Raw genomic sequence first — 16,114 nt, 5'->3', positions numbered from 1 at the left:
GGCTTCGTCATCCGTTTCATGAAGGATTCGATTCATGCGTGATTACAAGTGGTTGCACGAGTTCTGCCTCAACCGTTTCGGCTCGGCGAAGGCGCTGGAGGCTAGGCTGCCGCAGCCGCGCAGCGATGCCGAGCTGCGGGCGCTGAGCGATGACCGCTACCTGTCGCTGATCAGCCTGCGCATTTTTCGCGCGGGGCTCAAGCACAGCCTGGTGGATGCCAAGTGGCCGGCGTTCGAGGAAGTGTTCTTCGGTTTCGACCCGGAAAAGGTGGTGCTGATGGGCGCCGAGCGTCTGGAGAACCTGATGCAGGACACGCGGCTGATCCGTCACCTGGGCAAGCTCAAGAGTGTGCCGCGCAACGCCCAGTTCATCCTCGACGTGCGCCGCGAGAAGGGTAGCTTCGGTGCCCTGATCGCCGACTGGCCGGTGAGCGATATCGTCGGGCTGTGGAAGTACCTGGCTAAGCACGGCAATCAGCTCGGTGGCCTGTCGGCGCCGCGTTTCCTGCGCATGGTGGGCAAGGACACCTTCATTCCCACCGATGACATGGTCGCTGCGTTGAAGGCTCAGGGGGTGATCGACAAGGCGCCGACCAGCCAGAAGGATCTGGCTGCGGTACAGGCTGCCTTCAACCAGTGGCGCGCCGAAAGCGGCCGGCCATTGTGCCAGCTATCGGTGATGCTGGCGCACACGGTCAATCATTGAGGGCATCGTTCAACGCATCCAGCCATTCTCTGGGTACGTCACGCTTCATCGCCAGCTGGCACTGCTGGCTGTCAGGGTCGAACACGATCACTGCATCGCCTTTGTCCAGGGCTCGCCGTACTCGTTGTACGCGGGTTTCCAGCGGTGTTTCGTCACCGTTATCGGTGCCGTCGCGGGTGACGAAATCTTCGATCAGGGCGGTGAGGGTATCGGCTTGCAGCAGGTGAGCGGGGATCAGCACAGCGAATCGACTCCAGTTGTTGGCAGCCATGATAGAGCCAGAGGGCGCTCAGCTGCGAGTGCGTTCAGGCGCGATTGCCGGGGCGTTTCAGAAATCGCTCCAGCGTGCTGTAGAGCAGCCCGCTATCCAGCGGCTTACCGAGGAAATCGTCCATGCCGGCATCCAGCCCGTGCTGGCGGTGCTCTTCGAGGATGTGTGCAGTCAGGGCGATGATCGGTACTGCAGCGACCTGCCGGCTGCGCTCCAGGCGCCGTATCTGGCGGGTGGCTTCGAAGCCATCCATGACCGGCATCTCGCAGTCCATCAGGATCAAGTGCACGGCAGCCGGGTCACGGCCGTACTCATCGACTGCGGCCTGACCGTTGGTGACCAGGCGCACGCTGTAGCCGCGTTTCTTCAGGAAGCCTTGAACCACCAGCTGGTTTACCGGGTTGTCCTCCGCCACCAGGATGCAGGGGGCGTTACTGTTGTCGCTACGTATGTCTCTGACCAACTGATGTACCTGTGCTCTGGGTTCTTCATACAGCCCGGTGAGTGCCTGGCGCAGCGCATTGATTGCCACCGGTTGGGCCAGGTGCTGCAGACGCAGGCCCTGGCTTGCCGGTAACTGCGGACAGGCCTCGGGTGGGCAGATCAGCATTATGCGTTGCTGCGCCTGCAGTTTTGGCCTGATCGAGTCGAGCCAGTGGTTGACGCCACCCGGCCAGGGCGCCATCAGCACCAGTAGCGGCGGCGCGGTGAAATCCTCCAGGTAGTCCTGCAGCCGTTCCGGTGTCTGGCAGCGCTCGGTGCGCATGCCCCAGCGGCCGAGCAGGCGGCTCATGGCGTCCAGGCCCAGGCCATCGAGCGAGGCGAGCAGGGCGGTGCGGCCCGCCAGCAGGCGGTTTAGCTCGTCAGGCGCGTCCTGCTCGTTCAGCAAGGGGATGTCGAAGGCGAAGCGAGTGCCCTGGCCAAGCGTGCTCTGCACCTCGATTCGGCCGCCCATCATCTCCACCAGTTCCTTGCTGATAGCCAGCCCGAGCCCGCTGCCGCCATAGCGGCGCGTGGTGCTGGAGTCGCCCTGGGCGAAGGATTCGAACAGCTGCGCCAGCGCCTGCTCGCTGATGCCGATGCCACTGTCGCTGACGGCAAATACCAGGTGTGGTTTGCCATGGCTGTCGCTGCGGCGACTGACGCTGACGGCGACATGGCCTTCCGCGGTGAACTTCAGGGCGTTGCTGAGCAGGTTCATCAGGACTTGTTTGAGTCGCGTCGGGTCACCCTGAATGCGCCGAGGTACGCCATTTTCCAGGCTGACGTAGAGGCGCAGACGCTTGTCCAGCGCCTGGCCGGTGAACAGGCTGAGCGTCTCGGAAATCATGTCTTCCAGGTCGAACTCAATCTGTTCCAGGCTGAGCTTGCCTGACTCGATGCGGGCGTAATCGAGAATGTCGTTGATCACCGCCATCAACGAGCTGCCAGAGCTGGAAATGGTGTCGACATAAAAGCGCTGGCTGCGGTCCATCGGTGTTTCGCGCAACAGCTGCAGCATGCCCAGCACTCCGTTGAGCGGGGTGCGGATCTCGTGACTCATCTTGGCCAGGAAGCGGCTCTTGGCCTGGCTCTCGAAGGCTGCCTGCTCGGCTGCGCGGCGTGACTGGAAGCCTTCCTCCTTGAGCAGGTTGATGCGGTCGGCCAGGCCGATGGACAAGGTGATCAGCTCGATGGTCACGCCGATCTTCACCACCGTTGCGCCGAACACGCCGAGCACTTCCAACCCCAGCGAACCGGTGGTGGCCTGGATGAAGGCGAACAGCAGAATGGCCCAGGCCAGGGTGTAATAGGAGCCGTAGCGCACGCCGCGACGCCAGACGTAGATGCCGGTCAGCAGAAGGATCAGCGAGACCAGGGAAACCGTCACGCTGGCGAGGATGTTCCAGGCTGCGAAGCCGATCAGCGGCACCGACAGCAGGCAGCCGACGCAGATCAGCATCATGAGGCGCAGGTAGGTATCCAGGCGCGGGAAGTACTGCGGGGCGTGAAGGAAGTGGCGGCTGAACTGGATGGCCGTGAGGCAGTGCACGTACATCAGGATATAGATGCTGACCGACTGCAGTGCCACGTGCTCGGGCAGCAACTTGAACAGCATGCCGTCGAAGCAGGCAGCGAGCAGACCAACGTTGAGGTTGTAGGCCAGGTACCAGAGATAGGCCGATTCGCGCAGTGAAATATAGAGGAACAGGTTGTAGCAGAACATGGCGAACAGCACGCCGTAGAACGCGCCGTTGAAGCCCATCAGATTTTCCTGTGCTGCTGCGCTGGCACCGTAGGTGGCGAAGAACAGCGGCACGAATACCGTGCTGGTGGTTTCCACGCGAACCAGCAGTGTGCTGACGCCAGGTTCGAGCTGCATGGGGAACCAGAAATTACGGACCTGCACCGGCCGCTGGGAGAAGGCGAAGCTATCGCCGCTTTCCTGTTGTAGATGTTTGCCGTCCGGGGTGAACAGGTGAACCTGCAGGTGGTCGAGCAGCGGATAGTTGATTTCGAGGTAGCCGCCCAGCTCCTGCTTCAGGGCATTGACCAGGCGAATCTTGAACCACCAGACCGAGGCGTTCTTGCCCAGGTTGATATGGTCGCCACCGACTTCGTGGAAGGCGTCGTCATCCAGTGCCAGCACCTGCGCTACGCCAAGGGTGCCATCGGCATCTTCGTAATAACTGGTGTAAGGGCCCAGAGACAGGCGCAGGTCGTCGCTGTCCAGCGGCGCAGGCGTGAGTGCCCACGCTGGGCAGGCAAGCCACAACAGCAACAAGGCCAGGTAAAGGCGAGGCATCCGTGAACCTCAGAAGATGTCTGCAAACCGCGCTGTTTGCCAGGCGCCTTCTCAATGGGCCATGCAGCATGGCCGGAAGTCATTCTTTTAACGTCACGCGGCGACGTCCCTAAGGGTAGCCGACCGGAGCGCTGGCCATAAAAAGGGGAGCTGATGCTCCCCTGTCGTCCTTCATGTCACTTTGCCTTTATGTGTCGGCGCCTTCAAGCGTCGCGATCGTGTTGCCCGACCAGGCTGTCCACGGGCGGGACGCGGGTATCGCTTTCCATCTGCGCATCGTGTTCCAGCTGATGGCTGAAACGCTCCAGCGAACCCTGCGCCGGCTGGGCGTCGCTGGCGAATACCGGCGGGCTCATCATATAGGCGGTGAGCAGGCGGCTGAGGGCCTTGAGGCTATCGATATGGGTGCGCTCGTAGCCATGCGTGGCGTCGCAGCCGAAGGCCAGCAGGGCGGTGCGAATGTCATGGCCGGCGGTGACGGCCGACTGTGCATCGCTGTGGTAGTAACGGAACAGATCACGGCGCACCGGCACGTCCTGCTCGGCAGCCAGGCGCAGCAGCTGACGTGATAGGTGGTAGTCGTAGGGGCCACCGGAGTCCTGCATGGCCACGCTGACCGCATGTTCGCTGGACTGTTGACCCAGGGCGACCGGAGCGATGTCGATGCCGACGAACTCGCTGACATCCCAGGGCAGGGCGGCGGCTGCACCGGAGCCGACTTCCTCGGTGATGGTGAACAGCGGATGGCAGTCGATCATCGGTTGCAGGCCGTGGTCGCGAATCGCCTTGAGCGAGGTCAGTAGAGCGGCGACGCCAGCCTTGTCGTCCAGATGGCGGGCACTGATATGGCCGCTTTCGGAGAACTCCGGCAGCGGGTCGAAGGCGACGAAGTCGCCGACCGAGATGCCCAGCGAGTCGCAATCGGCACGGGTCGCGCAGTAGGCATCCAGGCGTAGCTCGACGTGATCCCAACTGATCGGCAGGGTGTCGACGGCGGTGTTGAAGGCATGCCCGGATGCCATCAGCGGCAGTACGCTGCCACGGATCACGCCGTTGTCGGTGAACAGGCTGACGCGACTGCCCTCGGCGAAGCGGCTCGACCAGCAGCCCACCGGTGCCAAACCCAGGCGGCCGTTGTCCTTGATTTCGCGAACGATGGCGCCAATGGTGTCGAGATGCGCGGAAACCGCGCGATCGAAGCGCTCGTATTCGCTCTGGCGCCCACGCAGCGTGGCGCGGATGGTGCCGCGGCGGGTCAGCTCGAAGGGGATTTCCAGCTCTTCGAGACGTTCGGCGACATAGCGCACGATGGTGTCGGTGAAGCCGGTAGGGCTGGGGATGGCGAGCATCTCCAGCAGCACTTTCTGCATGTAGTCGAGATCGGGTTCGGGTAGTTGTTGCATGCAAGCTCCTCGCGTTCGCATCGCCCTCTCCCAAATTTCGGAGAGGGCCGGGGAGAGTTTTCAGCTCGTTGCCTGGCTGAGTGGAAACAGCAGGTCGACGAAGCGCTCGGCAGTCGGCTGCGGTTCGTGGTTGGCAAGGCCGGCCCGTTCGTTGGCCTCGATGAACACGTAATCAGGCTGGTCGGCCGCAGGTACCAGCAGGTCGAGGCCGACCACCGGGATTTCCAGGGCGCGGGCAGCCTTGATCGCCGCGTCGCGCAGCGCCGGATGCAGGACTGCAGTGACGTCCTCCAGGGTGCCGCCGGTGTGCAGGTTGGCGGTCTTGCGTACCGCCAGGCGCTCGCCGGCCGGCAACACGCTGTCGTAGTCGAGGCCGGCACCGTGCAGGGTGCGCAGGGTTTCGGCGTCCTTGGGGATGCGACTTTCGCCGCCGGTGGCGGCCTGGCGACGGCGGCTCTGGGCGTCGATCAGTTTGCCGATGCTGTGACGGCCGTCGCCGATGATCTCGGCCGGGCGGCGAATAGCCGCTGCCACCACTTCGTAGCCGATCACCAGGATGCGCAGATCAAAACCCTCGTGATAGCTCTCCAGCAGCACGCGCTGGTCGAACACACGGGCGCGTTCGATGGCTTCCTGCACTTCACCCGGCGTGCGCAGATCGACCGCTACGCCCTGGCCCTGTTCGCCATCCACCGGCTTGACCACCACCGAGCCGTGCTCGGCGAGGAACGTGGCGTTGTCCTCGGCGCTGCCGGACAGGCGCTGGGCTGGCACGCTGAGGCCGGCACGCGACAGTGCACGGTGGGTCAGGCGCTTGTCCTGGCACAGGGTCATGCTCACGGCGCTGGTCAGGTCGCACAGCGACTCCCGGCAACGGATGCGTCGGCCACCATGGCTGAGGGTGAACAGACCGGCTTCGGCGTCGTCCACCTGCACCTCGATGCCGCGACGCAGCGCCTCGTCGACGATGATGCGCGCGTAAGGGTTGAGTTCGGCTTGCGGGCCGGGGCCAAGGAACAGCGGCTGGTTGATGCCGTTTTTGCGCTTGAGGCTGAAGGTCTGCAGCTCGCGGAAACCCAGCTTGGCGTAGAGTTTCTTGGCCTGCTTGTTATCGTGCAGCACCGATAGGTCGAGGTAGCCCAGGCCACGGCTCATGCCGTGCTCGATCAGGTGACGCACCAGCACCTCGCCGACGCCTGGGCGGCTGCATTGCGGGTCGACTGCCAGGCACCACAGGCTGCTGCCGTTTTCCGGGTCACGGAAGGCGCGCTGGTGGTTGAGGCCCATGACGCTGCCGATCACCGCGCCGCTGTCCTCGTCCTCGGCCAGCCAGTAGGTCGGGCCGCCTTCGTTGTAGGGCGTGAGCTTGGCCGGGTCGATCGGCAGCATGCCGCGGGTCTGGTACAGGCAGTTGATCGCCTGCCAGTCGGCATCGTTCTGCGCCCGGCGAATGCGAAAGCCCCGGAAACTGCGACGCGCCGGGCGGTAGTCGGTGAACCACAGGCGCAGCGTGTCGGAGGGGTCGAGAAATAGCTGCTGCGGGGCGTGGGCCAGTACCTGGTGCGGCGCAGCGACGTACAGAGCGATATCGCGCTCGCCGGGTTGCTCGTTGAGCAGCGCTTCGGCCAGCACGGTGGGGTCCGGGTAGGTGTGGCCGATCAGCAGGCGGCCCCAACCGCAATGGATGGCCTGCGGCTGACTCGGCTGGCTGGCGTGATCTTCAGCCAGGCGCGCTTGCAGGCGCTCGTAGGAGGGCGTCTGGCCGCGCAGCAGGCGTTGGTTGAAGGCAGTGGAGCGCATGGAATAGTCCCTGTCCGTGTTCATTACGTCCGGTCTGAGCCGGATCGTCATTGAGTCGCGACAAATCCCGGCTTTGCCGGGCTACGACCATTGATCTCGCAGGAGCGGCCAAATGGCCGCTCCGTCTCTGTTACAGACCCTGTTCGCTCAGCCACAGGTTGAGCGCCGCAAGCTGCCACAGCTTGGAGCCGCGCAGCGGCGTGAGCTGGCTCTGCGGGTTGGTCAGCAACTGGTCGAGCATCTTCGGGTTGAACAGGCCGCGATCCTGGCTCGGGTCGAGCAGCAGGTCGCGCACCCAGCCGAGGGTGGCGCCTTCCAGATGCTTGAGGCCGGGAACCGGGAAGTAGCCTTTGGGCCGGTCGATCACTTCGCTTGGAATGACCTTGCGCGCCGCTTCCTTGAGCACGTATTTGCCGCCTTCCGGCAGCTTGAACTGAGCCGGAATGCGCGCCGACAGCTCGGCCACGCGGTAGTCGAGAAACGGCGTACGTGCTTCCAGGCCCCAGGCCATGGTCATGTTGTCCACCCGTTTGACCGGGTCGTCGACCAGCATGACGGTGCTGTCCAGGCGCAGTGCCTTGTCTACCGCGGCGTCTGCACCCGGCATGGCGAAATGCTCGCGAACGAACTCGCCGGCCATGTCACCGGTCAGCCAGGCAGGTTGCACGCAGGCTGCGTACTCATCGTGCTCGCGGTCGAAGAAGGCCGCGCGATAAGCGGCGAAGGCATCCTTGGCGCCGTCGACCTGCGGGTACCAGTGATAGCCGGCGAACAGCTCGTCGGCGCCCTGGCCGCTCTGGACCACCTTGCAGTGCTTGGCCACTTCGCGCGAAAGCAGGTAGAAGGCGATGCAGTCGTGGCTGACCATCGGCTCGCTCATGGCGCGGAAAGCCTGCGGCAACTGCTCGAGAATCTCGTGCTCGCCGATGCGCAGCTGATGGTGGCTGGTGGCGAAGCGCTGGGCGATCAGGTCCGAATACTGGAACTCATCACCACGTTCGCCGCCGGCATCCTGAAATCCGATGGAGAAGGTCAGCAGGTTTTCCACGCCGGCCTCGCGCAGCAGGCCGACCAGCATGCTCGAGTCGACTCCACCGGAGAGCAGCACGCCGACGTCGACGGCAGCGCGTTGGCGAATGGCTACGGCCTCGCGCATGGTTTCCAGCGTCTGATTGCGCCATTCTTCAAGGCCGTAATTGGTCTCGTCGCCTTGCGGGCCGAACTGTAGCGTCCACCAGGTCTTCTGCTCGAACTTGCCCTCGGCATCGATACGCATCCAAGTGGCCGGCGGCAGTTTTTCCACGCCTGCCAGGATGGTGCGCGGCGCCGGCACCACGGCATGGAAATTCAAGTAGTGGTTCAGCGCGACGGCATCCAGCGTCTTGGCGATATCGCCACCTTGCAGCAGGGCCGGCAGCGACGAGGCAAAACGCAGGCGCTCACCGGTGCGCGACAGGTACAGTGGTTTGACGCCGAGACGGTCGCGGGCGATGAACAGGCTCTGCTGGTCGCGCTCCCAGACGGCGAAGGCGAACATGCCGTTGAGTTTGGGCAGAAGCTTTTCACCCCAGGCGTGATAGCCCTTGAGCAGCACTTCGGTGTCACCGCCGGAGAAGAAGCGATAACCCAGCGTTTCCAGCTCGGCGCGTAGCTCGGGGTAGTTGTAGATGGCGCCGTTGAACACCATCGACAGACCGAGATCGCTGTCGATCATCGGTTGGCCTGAGGCTTCGGCCAGATCCATGATCTTCAGGCGGCGATGGCCCAGGGCGATGGGGCCCTGGCTATGAAAGCCGTGGGCGTCGGGGCCGCGAGGGGCGAGGTGGTGAGTGATGCGCTCGACTGCCGCCAGGTCCGCGGGGCGTCGATCAAAACGTAGTTCTCCAGCTATTCCGCACATAGTTCCTTACCGGTGTTGCCGTTGGGGAGTGGCTCGTGGCCGAGCCTTTTACACCAAAACAATAAAATGCTTTCATGTCAAAGTGTTGGTGGTTAAGGATTGGTGCTTATGAGTGCTAAAAAAGTTCCTGCTGAAATAGATTTGTCATCTGTCATGGCTTTTGAAATGCCACTGTTCCAGGCGCTGCGGCGCCTGCAGCAGGCAGGGGAAGTGCATGCCAAGCGGTTGGCCCGTTTTGGTGGACTGACACCCATGCAGTTGATGATCCTGCAGGTACTGGCCAGCGAGACGCGCATGACTGCCAGCGTGCTCAGCAGTCGCGTGAGCCTGACCGCAGCAACGCTTTCCGGCTTGCTCGACCGCCTCGAGGAGCGCGGTCTGCTGCAGCGTCAGCGCGATGATCAGGATCGCCGACGGCAATGGCTGCTGATCAGTGATGCCGGCCGTGAGTTGATCCAGCAGGCGCCGTCGCTGATGCCGCCGGAGTTCAACCAGCGTTTTGCCGTGCTGGCCGACTGGGAGCGCCACAGTCTGACCGCAGCCTTGCTGAGGGCCGCCGAGCTGTGCGGCGAGATGGACTGAGTCCGGCGCGCTTTTTTCAGAAAAAATTCAAGCAGGGTGTTGACTTAGCTTCGCCACCTGCATAAAGTGCGCGCCTCGCTAAGGCACATGGGTGGTTAGCTCAGCCGGGAGAGCATCTGCCTTACAAGCAGAGGGTCGGCGGTTCGATCCCGTCACCACCCACCATAGCGAATTCGGACGAAAGTCCGGCCGACGCGCAGCGGTAGTTCAGTCGGTTAGAATACCGGCCTGTCACGCCGGGGGTCGCGGGTTCGAGTCCCGTCCGCTGCGCCATTATTTTCCAGATCGACGGTTCGTCGGTTTGAGATGGCAAGCCCACCAGGGCACCATCAGAGGCTACAGAGTTTCGAGAGTTTTCTGGACGCAAGTCCAACCGACACGCAGCGGTAGTTCAGTCGGTTAGAATACCGGCCTGTCACGCCGGGGGTCGCGGGTTCGAGTCCCGTCCGCTGCGCCATATACGAAACCCGTCGATCGAAAGATCGACGGGTTTTTTATTGCCTGTGATCCGGGGTAATCAATCGCCCTGCGACTTTTCGTCATCTTGTCTTCATATGGGCAAAGTAGCTTGCTATCGATCAAGCGAAAGACCTTAGGAGAGTCGAAGATGGACGATTATCAAGAAGAGTTGCTCGAACGCGATGCCTTCGATCAGGACGTGATCGACGTCGACGACGCCACCGAGCTCTGAGCTTCGCCAGCGGCGCGACGCTGTGCGCGGCGGTAGTCGCCGGGTGTTTGTCCAAGCCAGCGTTTGAATGCACGCTGGAACGCCTCGGCCGAGGCGAAGCCGAGCAGGTAGGCGATCTCGCCGAAGGCCAGTTCGGTGTCGCGGATATAGGCCGTGGCCAGGTCGCGACGGGTGTCGTTGAGGATGGTGCGAAACTGCGTGCCTTCCTCGGCCAGCTTGCGCCGCAGTGTCCAACTCGGCAGGTGCAGGCTGCGTGCGACTTCATCCAGGTCTGGTTCGTGCCCGTGCAGCAATGGCCCCAGCAGCTGGATCACGCGTTCGCGCAGGCTGCGCGTGCGGGTCAGCTGATCCAGTTCGCGTTCACATAACTCCACGAGATGCCGCCAGGTGCCCGGGCAGTGCTGCGGATTGCGTTGCGCCAGGGCTTCATTGCCAAGGCGCAGCCGGTTGGCACCGGCGTTGAACTCCACCGGGCAGCCGAACAGCGCCTCGTAGCGCTCGTCATACTCCGGCGCAGGAAATTCGATTTCGACCTTTTCAAGGGTGACCGGGCGACCGACCACCTGGCCCAGATTGATCTGCCAGCCGGCCAGTACCGAATCCACCACGAAGCGGTTGTAGGCGTTGTATGGACTGATGGAATAGAAATGCAGCCAGGCGCCGCGGGCATCTTCGCTAAATCCCGAGCGGCCTCGATAGTTGGCGGCGTACAGCGGCTCGAATCGCGTCAGCGTGCGCGCTGCCTCGCGCAGATCAGGCGCCTGCGCAGCGCAGACGCCGGCCAGGCCAACCTGGCTCAGGCGGCTGTGGCGGCCCATGTCCAGGCCCAGCGCCGGGTTGCCGCACAAGACGATGGCGCTATGGCCAAGGCGCATGAAGCGCGGGATCGACAGGCGTGCGCGCGGTTCGCTCAGGCGGGCGGCATCCAGGCCGAACTGGTCGAGCAGTGGCTCCGGCCGCTGGCCCTGTTCGCGTAGCGCGTCGGCCAGTGCATGGGTGAAGCCGACCGAGAGGTCGCCGAGGCGAACGCGTGATGTTTTCATAACCATAGGTTGATCAGTTGTGCGCCGCGTTCGCTGCTGCTTCGCTCGCTGCTGCCGGCATGGAAGGCCAGTGCCTGGGGTTGGCCGCTGAGCTCCCACAGTCTGCCGCGCAGGTGGACTTTAAGTGCGGTACGGATGCCGTCAGCCTGCAACCGTTCTTCGAGCCTGGCGTCGTCCACCTGGGCGCTCAGGTCGCTGGGCATGGCCAGCAACTCGATGCTTTCACCGTTCGGGGTATGTGCCTGCGAAAGCTGGGTGACATCGCCGCCGAGCAGCACGCCGAGGCGCCCGGCGGGTGTATTGAGTATCTGCAGCGCATCTGTCGCCTCGGTGGTGAGTGCGCCGGCATCGAAGGGCTGGCGCTGTGGCTGGCCCAGCGGATTGCCTGCGCGGTCGAACGCCAGGCTGGTGTTGTACAGCGGCCCGCGCCCGACTTCTAGGCGCCCCGACGTCACACGGGGCTCGGGCAGGACGATGGAGCCGGCAAGCAGGGTGATCCGGTAGTCGCGGGCCAGGCCGCCGAACAGTTCCTGATAGTCACTGGCCATCGCCTTCGCCTTGGTGCGCAGCAAGGCGTCGTCCAGGCGCGCATCGCTTCCGGCATTGAACAGCGCACCGAGAAAATCCAGCGGATTGGTCGCCGCCAGCCAGTGCATGGCCTGGCGGCGTTCGTTGGCGCGGTAGAGCTCCTGCTTCTCGCCGACAGCCAGCAGCCAGGTGCCGATATGCTCGGGCAGCACGACGACGGTGCGCTCGTTGAGCAGGCCCTGGTCACGGGCGTGATCGAGATAGGCTGCCAGCTTCAGGCGCAGGCGAGCGAGGCTTTGATAGTCGGCGGTGAACAGTTCCGGCTGGATACCCAACAGGTTGCCGCGCGAGCCAGGCTGGCCGATATCGAGCGCGACCTGGCTGCGCAGATCGGACAGGTAGTGGCCGCTGGGGCGCTGCCCGACCCAGTGGGTATAGCTGCCGAGGCCGGCAAGCAGGGCGAGTGAGAGCAGTAGGGTGATCAGTAGGCGCATTTCGGGATGTTCGGCTTCGTTGCGGTGCAGGTTAGGTCGGTCGAGCCGTGCTGCCAAGGCGAATTGCTATTTTTGATCATTATCTTGTCAGTTTTGATCATTGAGCATGGCTGGCAGCCTCTTTATCGTCTGGCTCCATAACCGACCGCGTGACCATGAGACCGCGGCGATCCGTGAACTGCACCGCGATGTGGAGATATCCATGACTGCTCGTTACCCGCACATGCTGGCCCCGCTCGACCTCGGCTTCACCACGCTGAAGAACCGCACGCTTATGGGCTCCATGCACACCGGCCTGGAAGAGAAACCGGGCGGCTTCGAGCGCATGGCGGCCTATTTCGCCGAGCGTGCCCGTGGCGGTGTCGGCCTGATGGTCACTGGCGGCATCGGCCCGAACGAGGAGGGGGGCGTGTATGCCGGCGCGGCCAAGCTGACCACCGTCGAAGAGGCCGAGAAGCACAAGGTCGTCACCCAGGCCGTGCACGAGGCCGGTGGCAAGATCTGCATGCAGATCCTCCACGCAGGCCGTTATGCCTACAGCCCCAAGTCCGTGGCGCCGAGCGCCATCCAGGCGCCGATCAACCCGTTCAAGCCGCGTGAGCTGGACGAGGAGGGCATCGAGAAGCAGATCGCCGATTTCGTCAATTGCTCCGTGCTGGCCCAGCAAGCCGGCTACGACGGTGTCGAGGTGATGGGGTCGGAAGGCTACTTCATCAACCAGTTCCTGGTGGCCCACACCAACCATCGCACCGACCGCTGGGGTGGCAGCTACGAGAACCGCATGCGCCTGCCGGTGGAAATCGTCCGCCGCGTGCGTGAGGCAGTCGGGCCGAACTTCATCATCATCTATCGCCTGTCGATGCTCGACCTGGTCGAGGGCGGCAGCACCTGGGACGAGATCGTACTGCTGGCCAAGGCCATCGAGCAGGCTGGCGCCACCATCATCAACACCGGTATCGGCTGGCACGAGGCGCGTATTCCGACCATCGCCACCAAGGTACCGCGTGCGGCCTTCACCAAGGTCACTGCCAAGCTCAGGGGTGAAGTTGGTATCCCGCTGTGCACCACCAACCGCATCAACACCCCGGAAGTCGCCGAACAGGTGCTGGCCGAAGGCGACGCCGACATGGTGTCGATGGCGCGCCCGTTCCTTGCCGACCCGGACTTCGTCAACAAGGCGGCCGAAGGCCGTGCCGACGAGATCAACACCTGCATCGGTTGCAACCAGGCCTGCCTGGACCACACCTTCGGCGGCAAGCTGACCAGTTGCCTGGTCAACCCGCGCGCCTGTTACGAGACCGAGCTGAACTACATTCCCACCACCGCAGTGAAGAAGATCGCCGTGGTCGGTGCCGGCCCCGCAGGACTTGCGGCTTCTACCGTGGCTGCCGAGCGCGGTCACAGCGTGACCCTGTTCGACGCGGCCGCCGAGATCGGCGGCCAGTTCAATGTGGCCAAGCGCGTGCCGGGCAAGGAAGAGTTCTACGAGACCTTGCGCTACTTCAAGCGCAAGCTGGAAACCACCGGTGTCGATGTGCGCCTGAACACTCGCGTGTCGGTGGACGATCTGCTCAAGGGCGGCTTCGACGAGATCATCCTGGCCACCGGTATCGCCCCGCGCACACCGGAGATTCCGGGTATCGATCATGCCAAGGTGATCGGCTACCTGGACGCCATTCTAGAACGCAAGCCGGTCGGGCAGAAGGTCGCGGTGATCGGCGCCGGTGGCATCGGTTTCGACGTCTCCGAGTACATCACTCACCAGGGCAAGGCCACCAGCCTTGACCGTGACGCGTTCTGGAAGGAGTGGGGCATCGACACCGCGCTGCAAGCGCGTGGTGGTGTGGCGGGTGTCGAGGCGCATCCGCACCCGGCGGCGCGTGAGGTGTTCCTGCTGCAGCGCAAGAAGACCAAGGTCGGCGACGGCCTGGGCAAGACCACCGGCTGGATTCACCGCACTGGCTTGAAGAACAAGAACGTGCAAATGCTCAATTCGGTCGAGTACGTGAAGATCGACGATGCCGGCCTGCATATCCGTATCGCAGGCGGTGATGAGCAGGTGCTGTCGGTCGATACCGTGATCGTCTGCGCGGGGCAGGATCCGCTGCGCGAGCTGCAGGAAGGATTGGAGAGCGCCGGTCAGCGCGTGCACCTGGTCGGTGGCGCCGATGTCGCCGCCGAGCTGGATGCCAAACGGGCGATCAACCAGGGTTCGCGCCTGGCGGCGGAACTGTAATGACAACGCCCCGCCTCGTGCGGGGCGTGTTCTATGCGGCTGACAATAACAAGGAGAAGCCCCATGTCCCTCAACGCACAATTGCAACCCGCCGCAGCGGCTAGCCTCGAACGCTGGCACCAGTTCATCGCCGCCAAGGATCTCAGCGCCTTGCCCGAGCTGCTGCACCCGCAGGCGGTGTTCAGATCGCCCATGGCGCATAGCCCGTATCCGGGCGCGCAGGCGGTCAATCTGATCCTCAATACCGTGCTCAAGGTGTTCGAGGATTTCGCCTATCACCGTGAGCTGGCGACAGCCGATGGCCTCAATGTGGTGCTGGAGTTCTCTGCGCGGGTGGGCGAGCGTGAATTGAAGGGGATCGACATGATCCGTTTCGACGAGTCGGGACGGATCGTCGAGTTCGAGGTCATGGTGCGCCCGATGAGCGGGCTGCAAGCCCTTGGCGCGGAGATGGCGCAACGTCTCGCGCCGTTTCTCGCTGCAGCCAAGGGCTGAGGTTCGCCGCCCACTGCAAGAGTGGGCGCGTTCTCCTATTTGAGTACGCCGACTTCCCGATAGAAACGTTCGGCACCGGGATGCAGCGGAATTGGCAGGCCATTGATCGCCCGCTCCAGTCTGATGTCCTTGGCGGCCGGATGGGCTTCGGCCAGGCGGTCGAGGTTTTCGAATAGCAGCCTGGTCATCTGGTAGGCCAGGTCGTCGGAAACGCTGGTCTGGCTCACCAGAACGTTGGTGATCGTGGCTGTCGTCACGTCGTTGGCTTGGCCCTTGTAGGTGCCGGCGGGGATGATGCCTGACTGATAGGCGCCGCTGCCGATGCGCGATACCACCTGCTCTGGAATGGCCACGAAGGTAATCGGCACGCGCTCGGCAAGTTCGCGAATCGCCGCCATACCCAGGCCGGCCGACTGCAGGGTAGCGTCCAGCTGGCCCTTTTCGATCAGCTCCACGGACTCGGCGTAGGGCTTGAACTCCACCTGTGCCATGTCCTTGTAGCTCAGGCCGGCGGCCCTGAAGATTGCCCTAGCGTTGAGTTCGGTACCCGAGCGCGGCGCCCCGACGGAAATACGCTTGCCGCGCAGATCCTCCAGGCTGGTGATGCCCGATGCCTGGCTGGCGACGATCTGGATGTAGTTCGGGTAGATCCCGGCGATGGCACGTAGGCGGTCACGCGGCGCCCTGAAGCCGGCTTCCTCGTCGCCCTTCCAGGCATCGGCTACCGAGTCGCCGAGGGCGAAGGCCAGCTGGCCACGAGCGATCTGTAGCAGGTTGAGGTTCTCCACCGAGGCTTTGGTTGCGCGGACACTGGCGGTCGATCCTTCGATGTTCTCGCTGTACAGCTCGGACAGGCTCATGCCCAGCGGGTAGTACACGCCGCTGGTGCCGCCAGTGAGGATGTTGATCGGGGTTGGATTGGCGTGAGCGTTGGGGCTGTTGGCCAGGATCGCGGCAGCGACGAGCAGGCCAACACGCTTGGCTAAGCGCATGGGGATTCTCCGTTATTGTTGTTTTCTCGGGCCGGCGGGTCAGTGCTGAGGGTATTTGCAGCTTTGCTGGCAGGCGTGCGCCAAGTGAAGCGAGCGGGTAGGGGTGACAGGGCAATGCTGGCAAAACATGGCTGACCTCTTGTCTTTTTTATCAGTCCGGCCACGCGATAGACGCGCGGGCTCTTTAG

General features: G+C 63.5%; 12 protein-coding genes and 3 tRNA genes. 7 read left to right on the top strand and 8 right to left on the bottom strand.

The genetic code is table 11. The features are described 5' to 3' along the window. Window positions 1-34: 34 nt before the first annotated feature. Window positions 35-706 carry a DNA-3-methyladenine glycosylase I gene (locus EL191_RS15220; protein WP_013716336.1) on the top strand — a complete coding sequence of 224 codons (672 nt, stop codon included), beginning with the start codon at window positions 35-37 and terminating at the stop codon, window positions 704-706. Here EL191_RS15220 and EL191_RS15215 read toward each other — a convergent pair. From EL191_RS15215 to EL191_RS15195, 5 genes are all read right to left on the bottom strand, one after another. After that, window positions 696-947 carry a YheU family protein gene (locus EL191_RS15215; protein ID WP_013716335.1) on the bottom strand — a complete coding sequence of 84 codons (252 nt, stop codon included), beginning with the start codon at window positions 945-947 and terminating at the stop codon, window positions 696-698. The genes EL191_RS15220 and EL191_RS15215 overlap by 11 nt on opposite strands. Window positions 948-1,011: 64 nt before the next feature. Further along, the gene (locus EL191_RS15210; RefSeq protein ID WP_041980785.1) at window positions 1,012-3,762 is read right to left on the bottom strand and encodes a hybrid sensor histidine kinase/response regulator; all 2,751 of its coding nucleotides are present in this window, start codon (window positions 3,760-3,762) and stop codon (window positions 1,012-1,014) included. 203 nt (window positions 3,763-3,965) lie between these two features. Continuing rightward, the gene (locus EL191_RS15205; protein ID WP_017363728.1) at window positions 3,966-5,165 is read right to left on the bottom strand and encodes an osmoprotectant NAGGN system M42 family peptidase; all 1,200 of its coding nucleotides are present in this window, start codon (window positions 5,163-5,165) and stop codon (window positions 3,966-3,968) included. A gap of 60 nt (window positions 5,166-5,225) precedes the next feature. Further along, window positions 5,226-6,965, bottom strand: a complete 1,740-nt coding sequence (gene ngg, locus EL191_RS15200) for an N-acetylglutaminylglutamine synthetase (protein ID WP_041980788.1) — start codon at window positions 6,963-6,965, stop codon at window positions 5,226-5,228. A 130-nt stretch (window positions 6,966-7,095) separates the two neighbouring features. Continuing rightward, on the bottom strand, window positions 7,096-8,865 hold the full coding sequence (locus EL191_RS15195) for an N-acetylglutaminylglutamine amidotransferase (RefSeq protein WP_041980791.1): 1,770 nt from the start codon (window positions 8,863-8,865) through the stop codon (window positions 7,096-7,098). Window positions 8,866-8,973: 108 nt separating this feature from the next. On the opposite strand from EL191_RS15195, the gene EL191_RS15190 reads away from it, so the two are divergent. From EL191_RS15190 to EL191_RS15175, 4 genes are all read left to right on the top strand, one after another. Then, window positions 8,974-9,447: a MarR family winged helix-turn-helix transcriptional regulator gene (locus EL191_RS15190; protein ID WP_013716330.1), complete on the top strand. Its 474-nt coding sequence runs from the start codon at window positions 8,974-8,976 to the stop codon at window positions 9,445-9,447. An 89-nt stretch (window positions 9,448-9,536) separates the two neighbouring features. After that, window positions 9,537-9,612, top strand: a tRNA-Val gene (locus tag EL191_RS15185). Between the two features lie 31 nt (window positions 9,613-9,643). Continuing rightward, window positions 9,644-9,720 (top strand) — tRNA-Asp (locus EL191_RS15180). A gap of 107 nt (window positions 9,721-9,827) precedes the next feature. After that, window positions 9,828-9,904: transfer RNA gene (locus EL191_RS15175), tRNA-Asp, on the top strand. Between the two features lie 194 nt (window positions 9,905-10,098). Here the strand turns inward: EL191_RS15175 and EL191_RS15170 are convergent. Together EL191_RS15170 and EL191_RS15165 are read right to left on the bottom strand one after the other, a co-directional pair. After that, on the bottom strand, window positions 10,099-11,181 hold the full coding sequence (locus tag EL191_RS15170) for an AraC family transcriptional regulator (RefSeq protein ID WP_041980793.1): 1,083 nt from the start codon (window positions 11,179-11,181) through the stop codon (window positions 10,099-10,101). Beyond that, window positions 11,178-12,203: a carbon-nitrogen hydrolase family protein gene (locus EL191_RS15165; protein WP_013716328.1), complete on the bottom strand. Its 1,026-nt coding sequence runs from the start codon at window positions 12,201-12,203 to the stop codon at window positions 11,178-11,180. The genes EL191_RS15170 and EL191_RS15165 overlap by 4 nt, the downstream gene beginning before the upstream one ends. A 202-nt stretch (window positions 12,204-12,405) precedes the next feature. On the opposite strand from EL191_RS15165, the gene EL191_RS15160 reads away from it, so the two are divergent. Further along, window positions 12,406-14,439 (top strand): NADPH-dependent 2,4-dienoyl-CoA reductase, encoded by a 2,034-nt coding sequence (locus tag EL191_RS15160; RefSeq protein WP_041980832.1) that lies wholly within the window; start codon window positions 12,406-12,408, stop codon window positions 14,437-14,439. Window positions 14,440-14,502: 63 nt separating this feature from the next. Further along, a complete protein-coding gene (locus EL191_RS15155) occupies window positions 14,503-14,934 on the top strand; it encodes a nuclear transport factor 2 family protein (RefSeq protein ID WP_013716326.1) in 432 nt (143 codons plus the stop codon). A 35-nt stretch (window positions 14,935-14,969) separates the two neighbouring features. Here the strand turns inward: EL191_RS15155 and EL191_RS15150 are convergent, their stop codons facing one another. After that, window positions 14,970-15,926 (bottom strand): TAXI family TRAP transporter solute-binding subunit, encoded by a 957-nt coding sequence (locus tag EL191_RS15150; RefSeq protein ID WP_013716325.1) that lies wholly within the window; start codon window positions 15,924-15,926, stop codon window positions 14,970-14,972. Window positions 15,927-16,114: the final 188 nt, after the last annotated feature.

The organism is Pseudomonas mendocina (assembly GCF_900636545.1).
In the GTDB taxonomy this organism is placed as follows: domain Bacteria; phylum Pseudomonadota; class Gammaproteobacteria; order Pseudomonadales; family Pseudomonadaceae; genus Aquipseudomonas; species Aquipseudomonas mendocina.
Note: the sequence above shows the minus strand (reverse complement) of the source record. Positions and strands in the feature narration are given on the sequence as shown.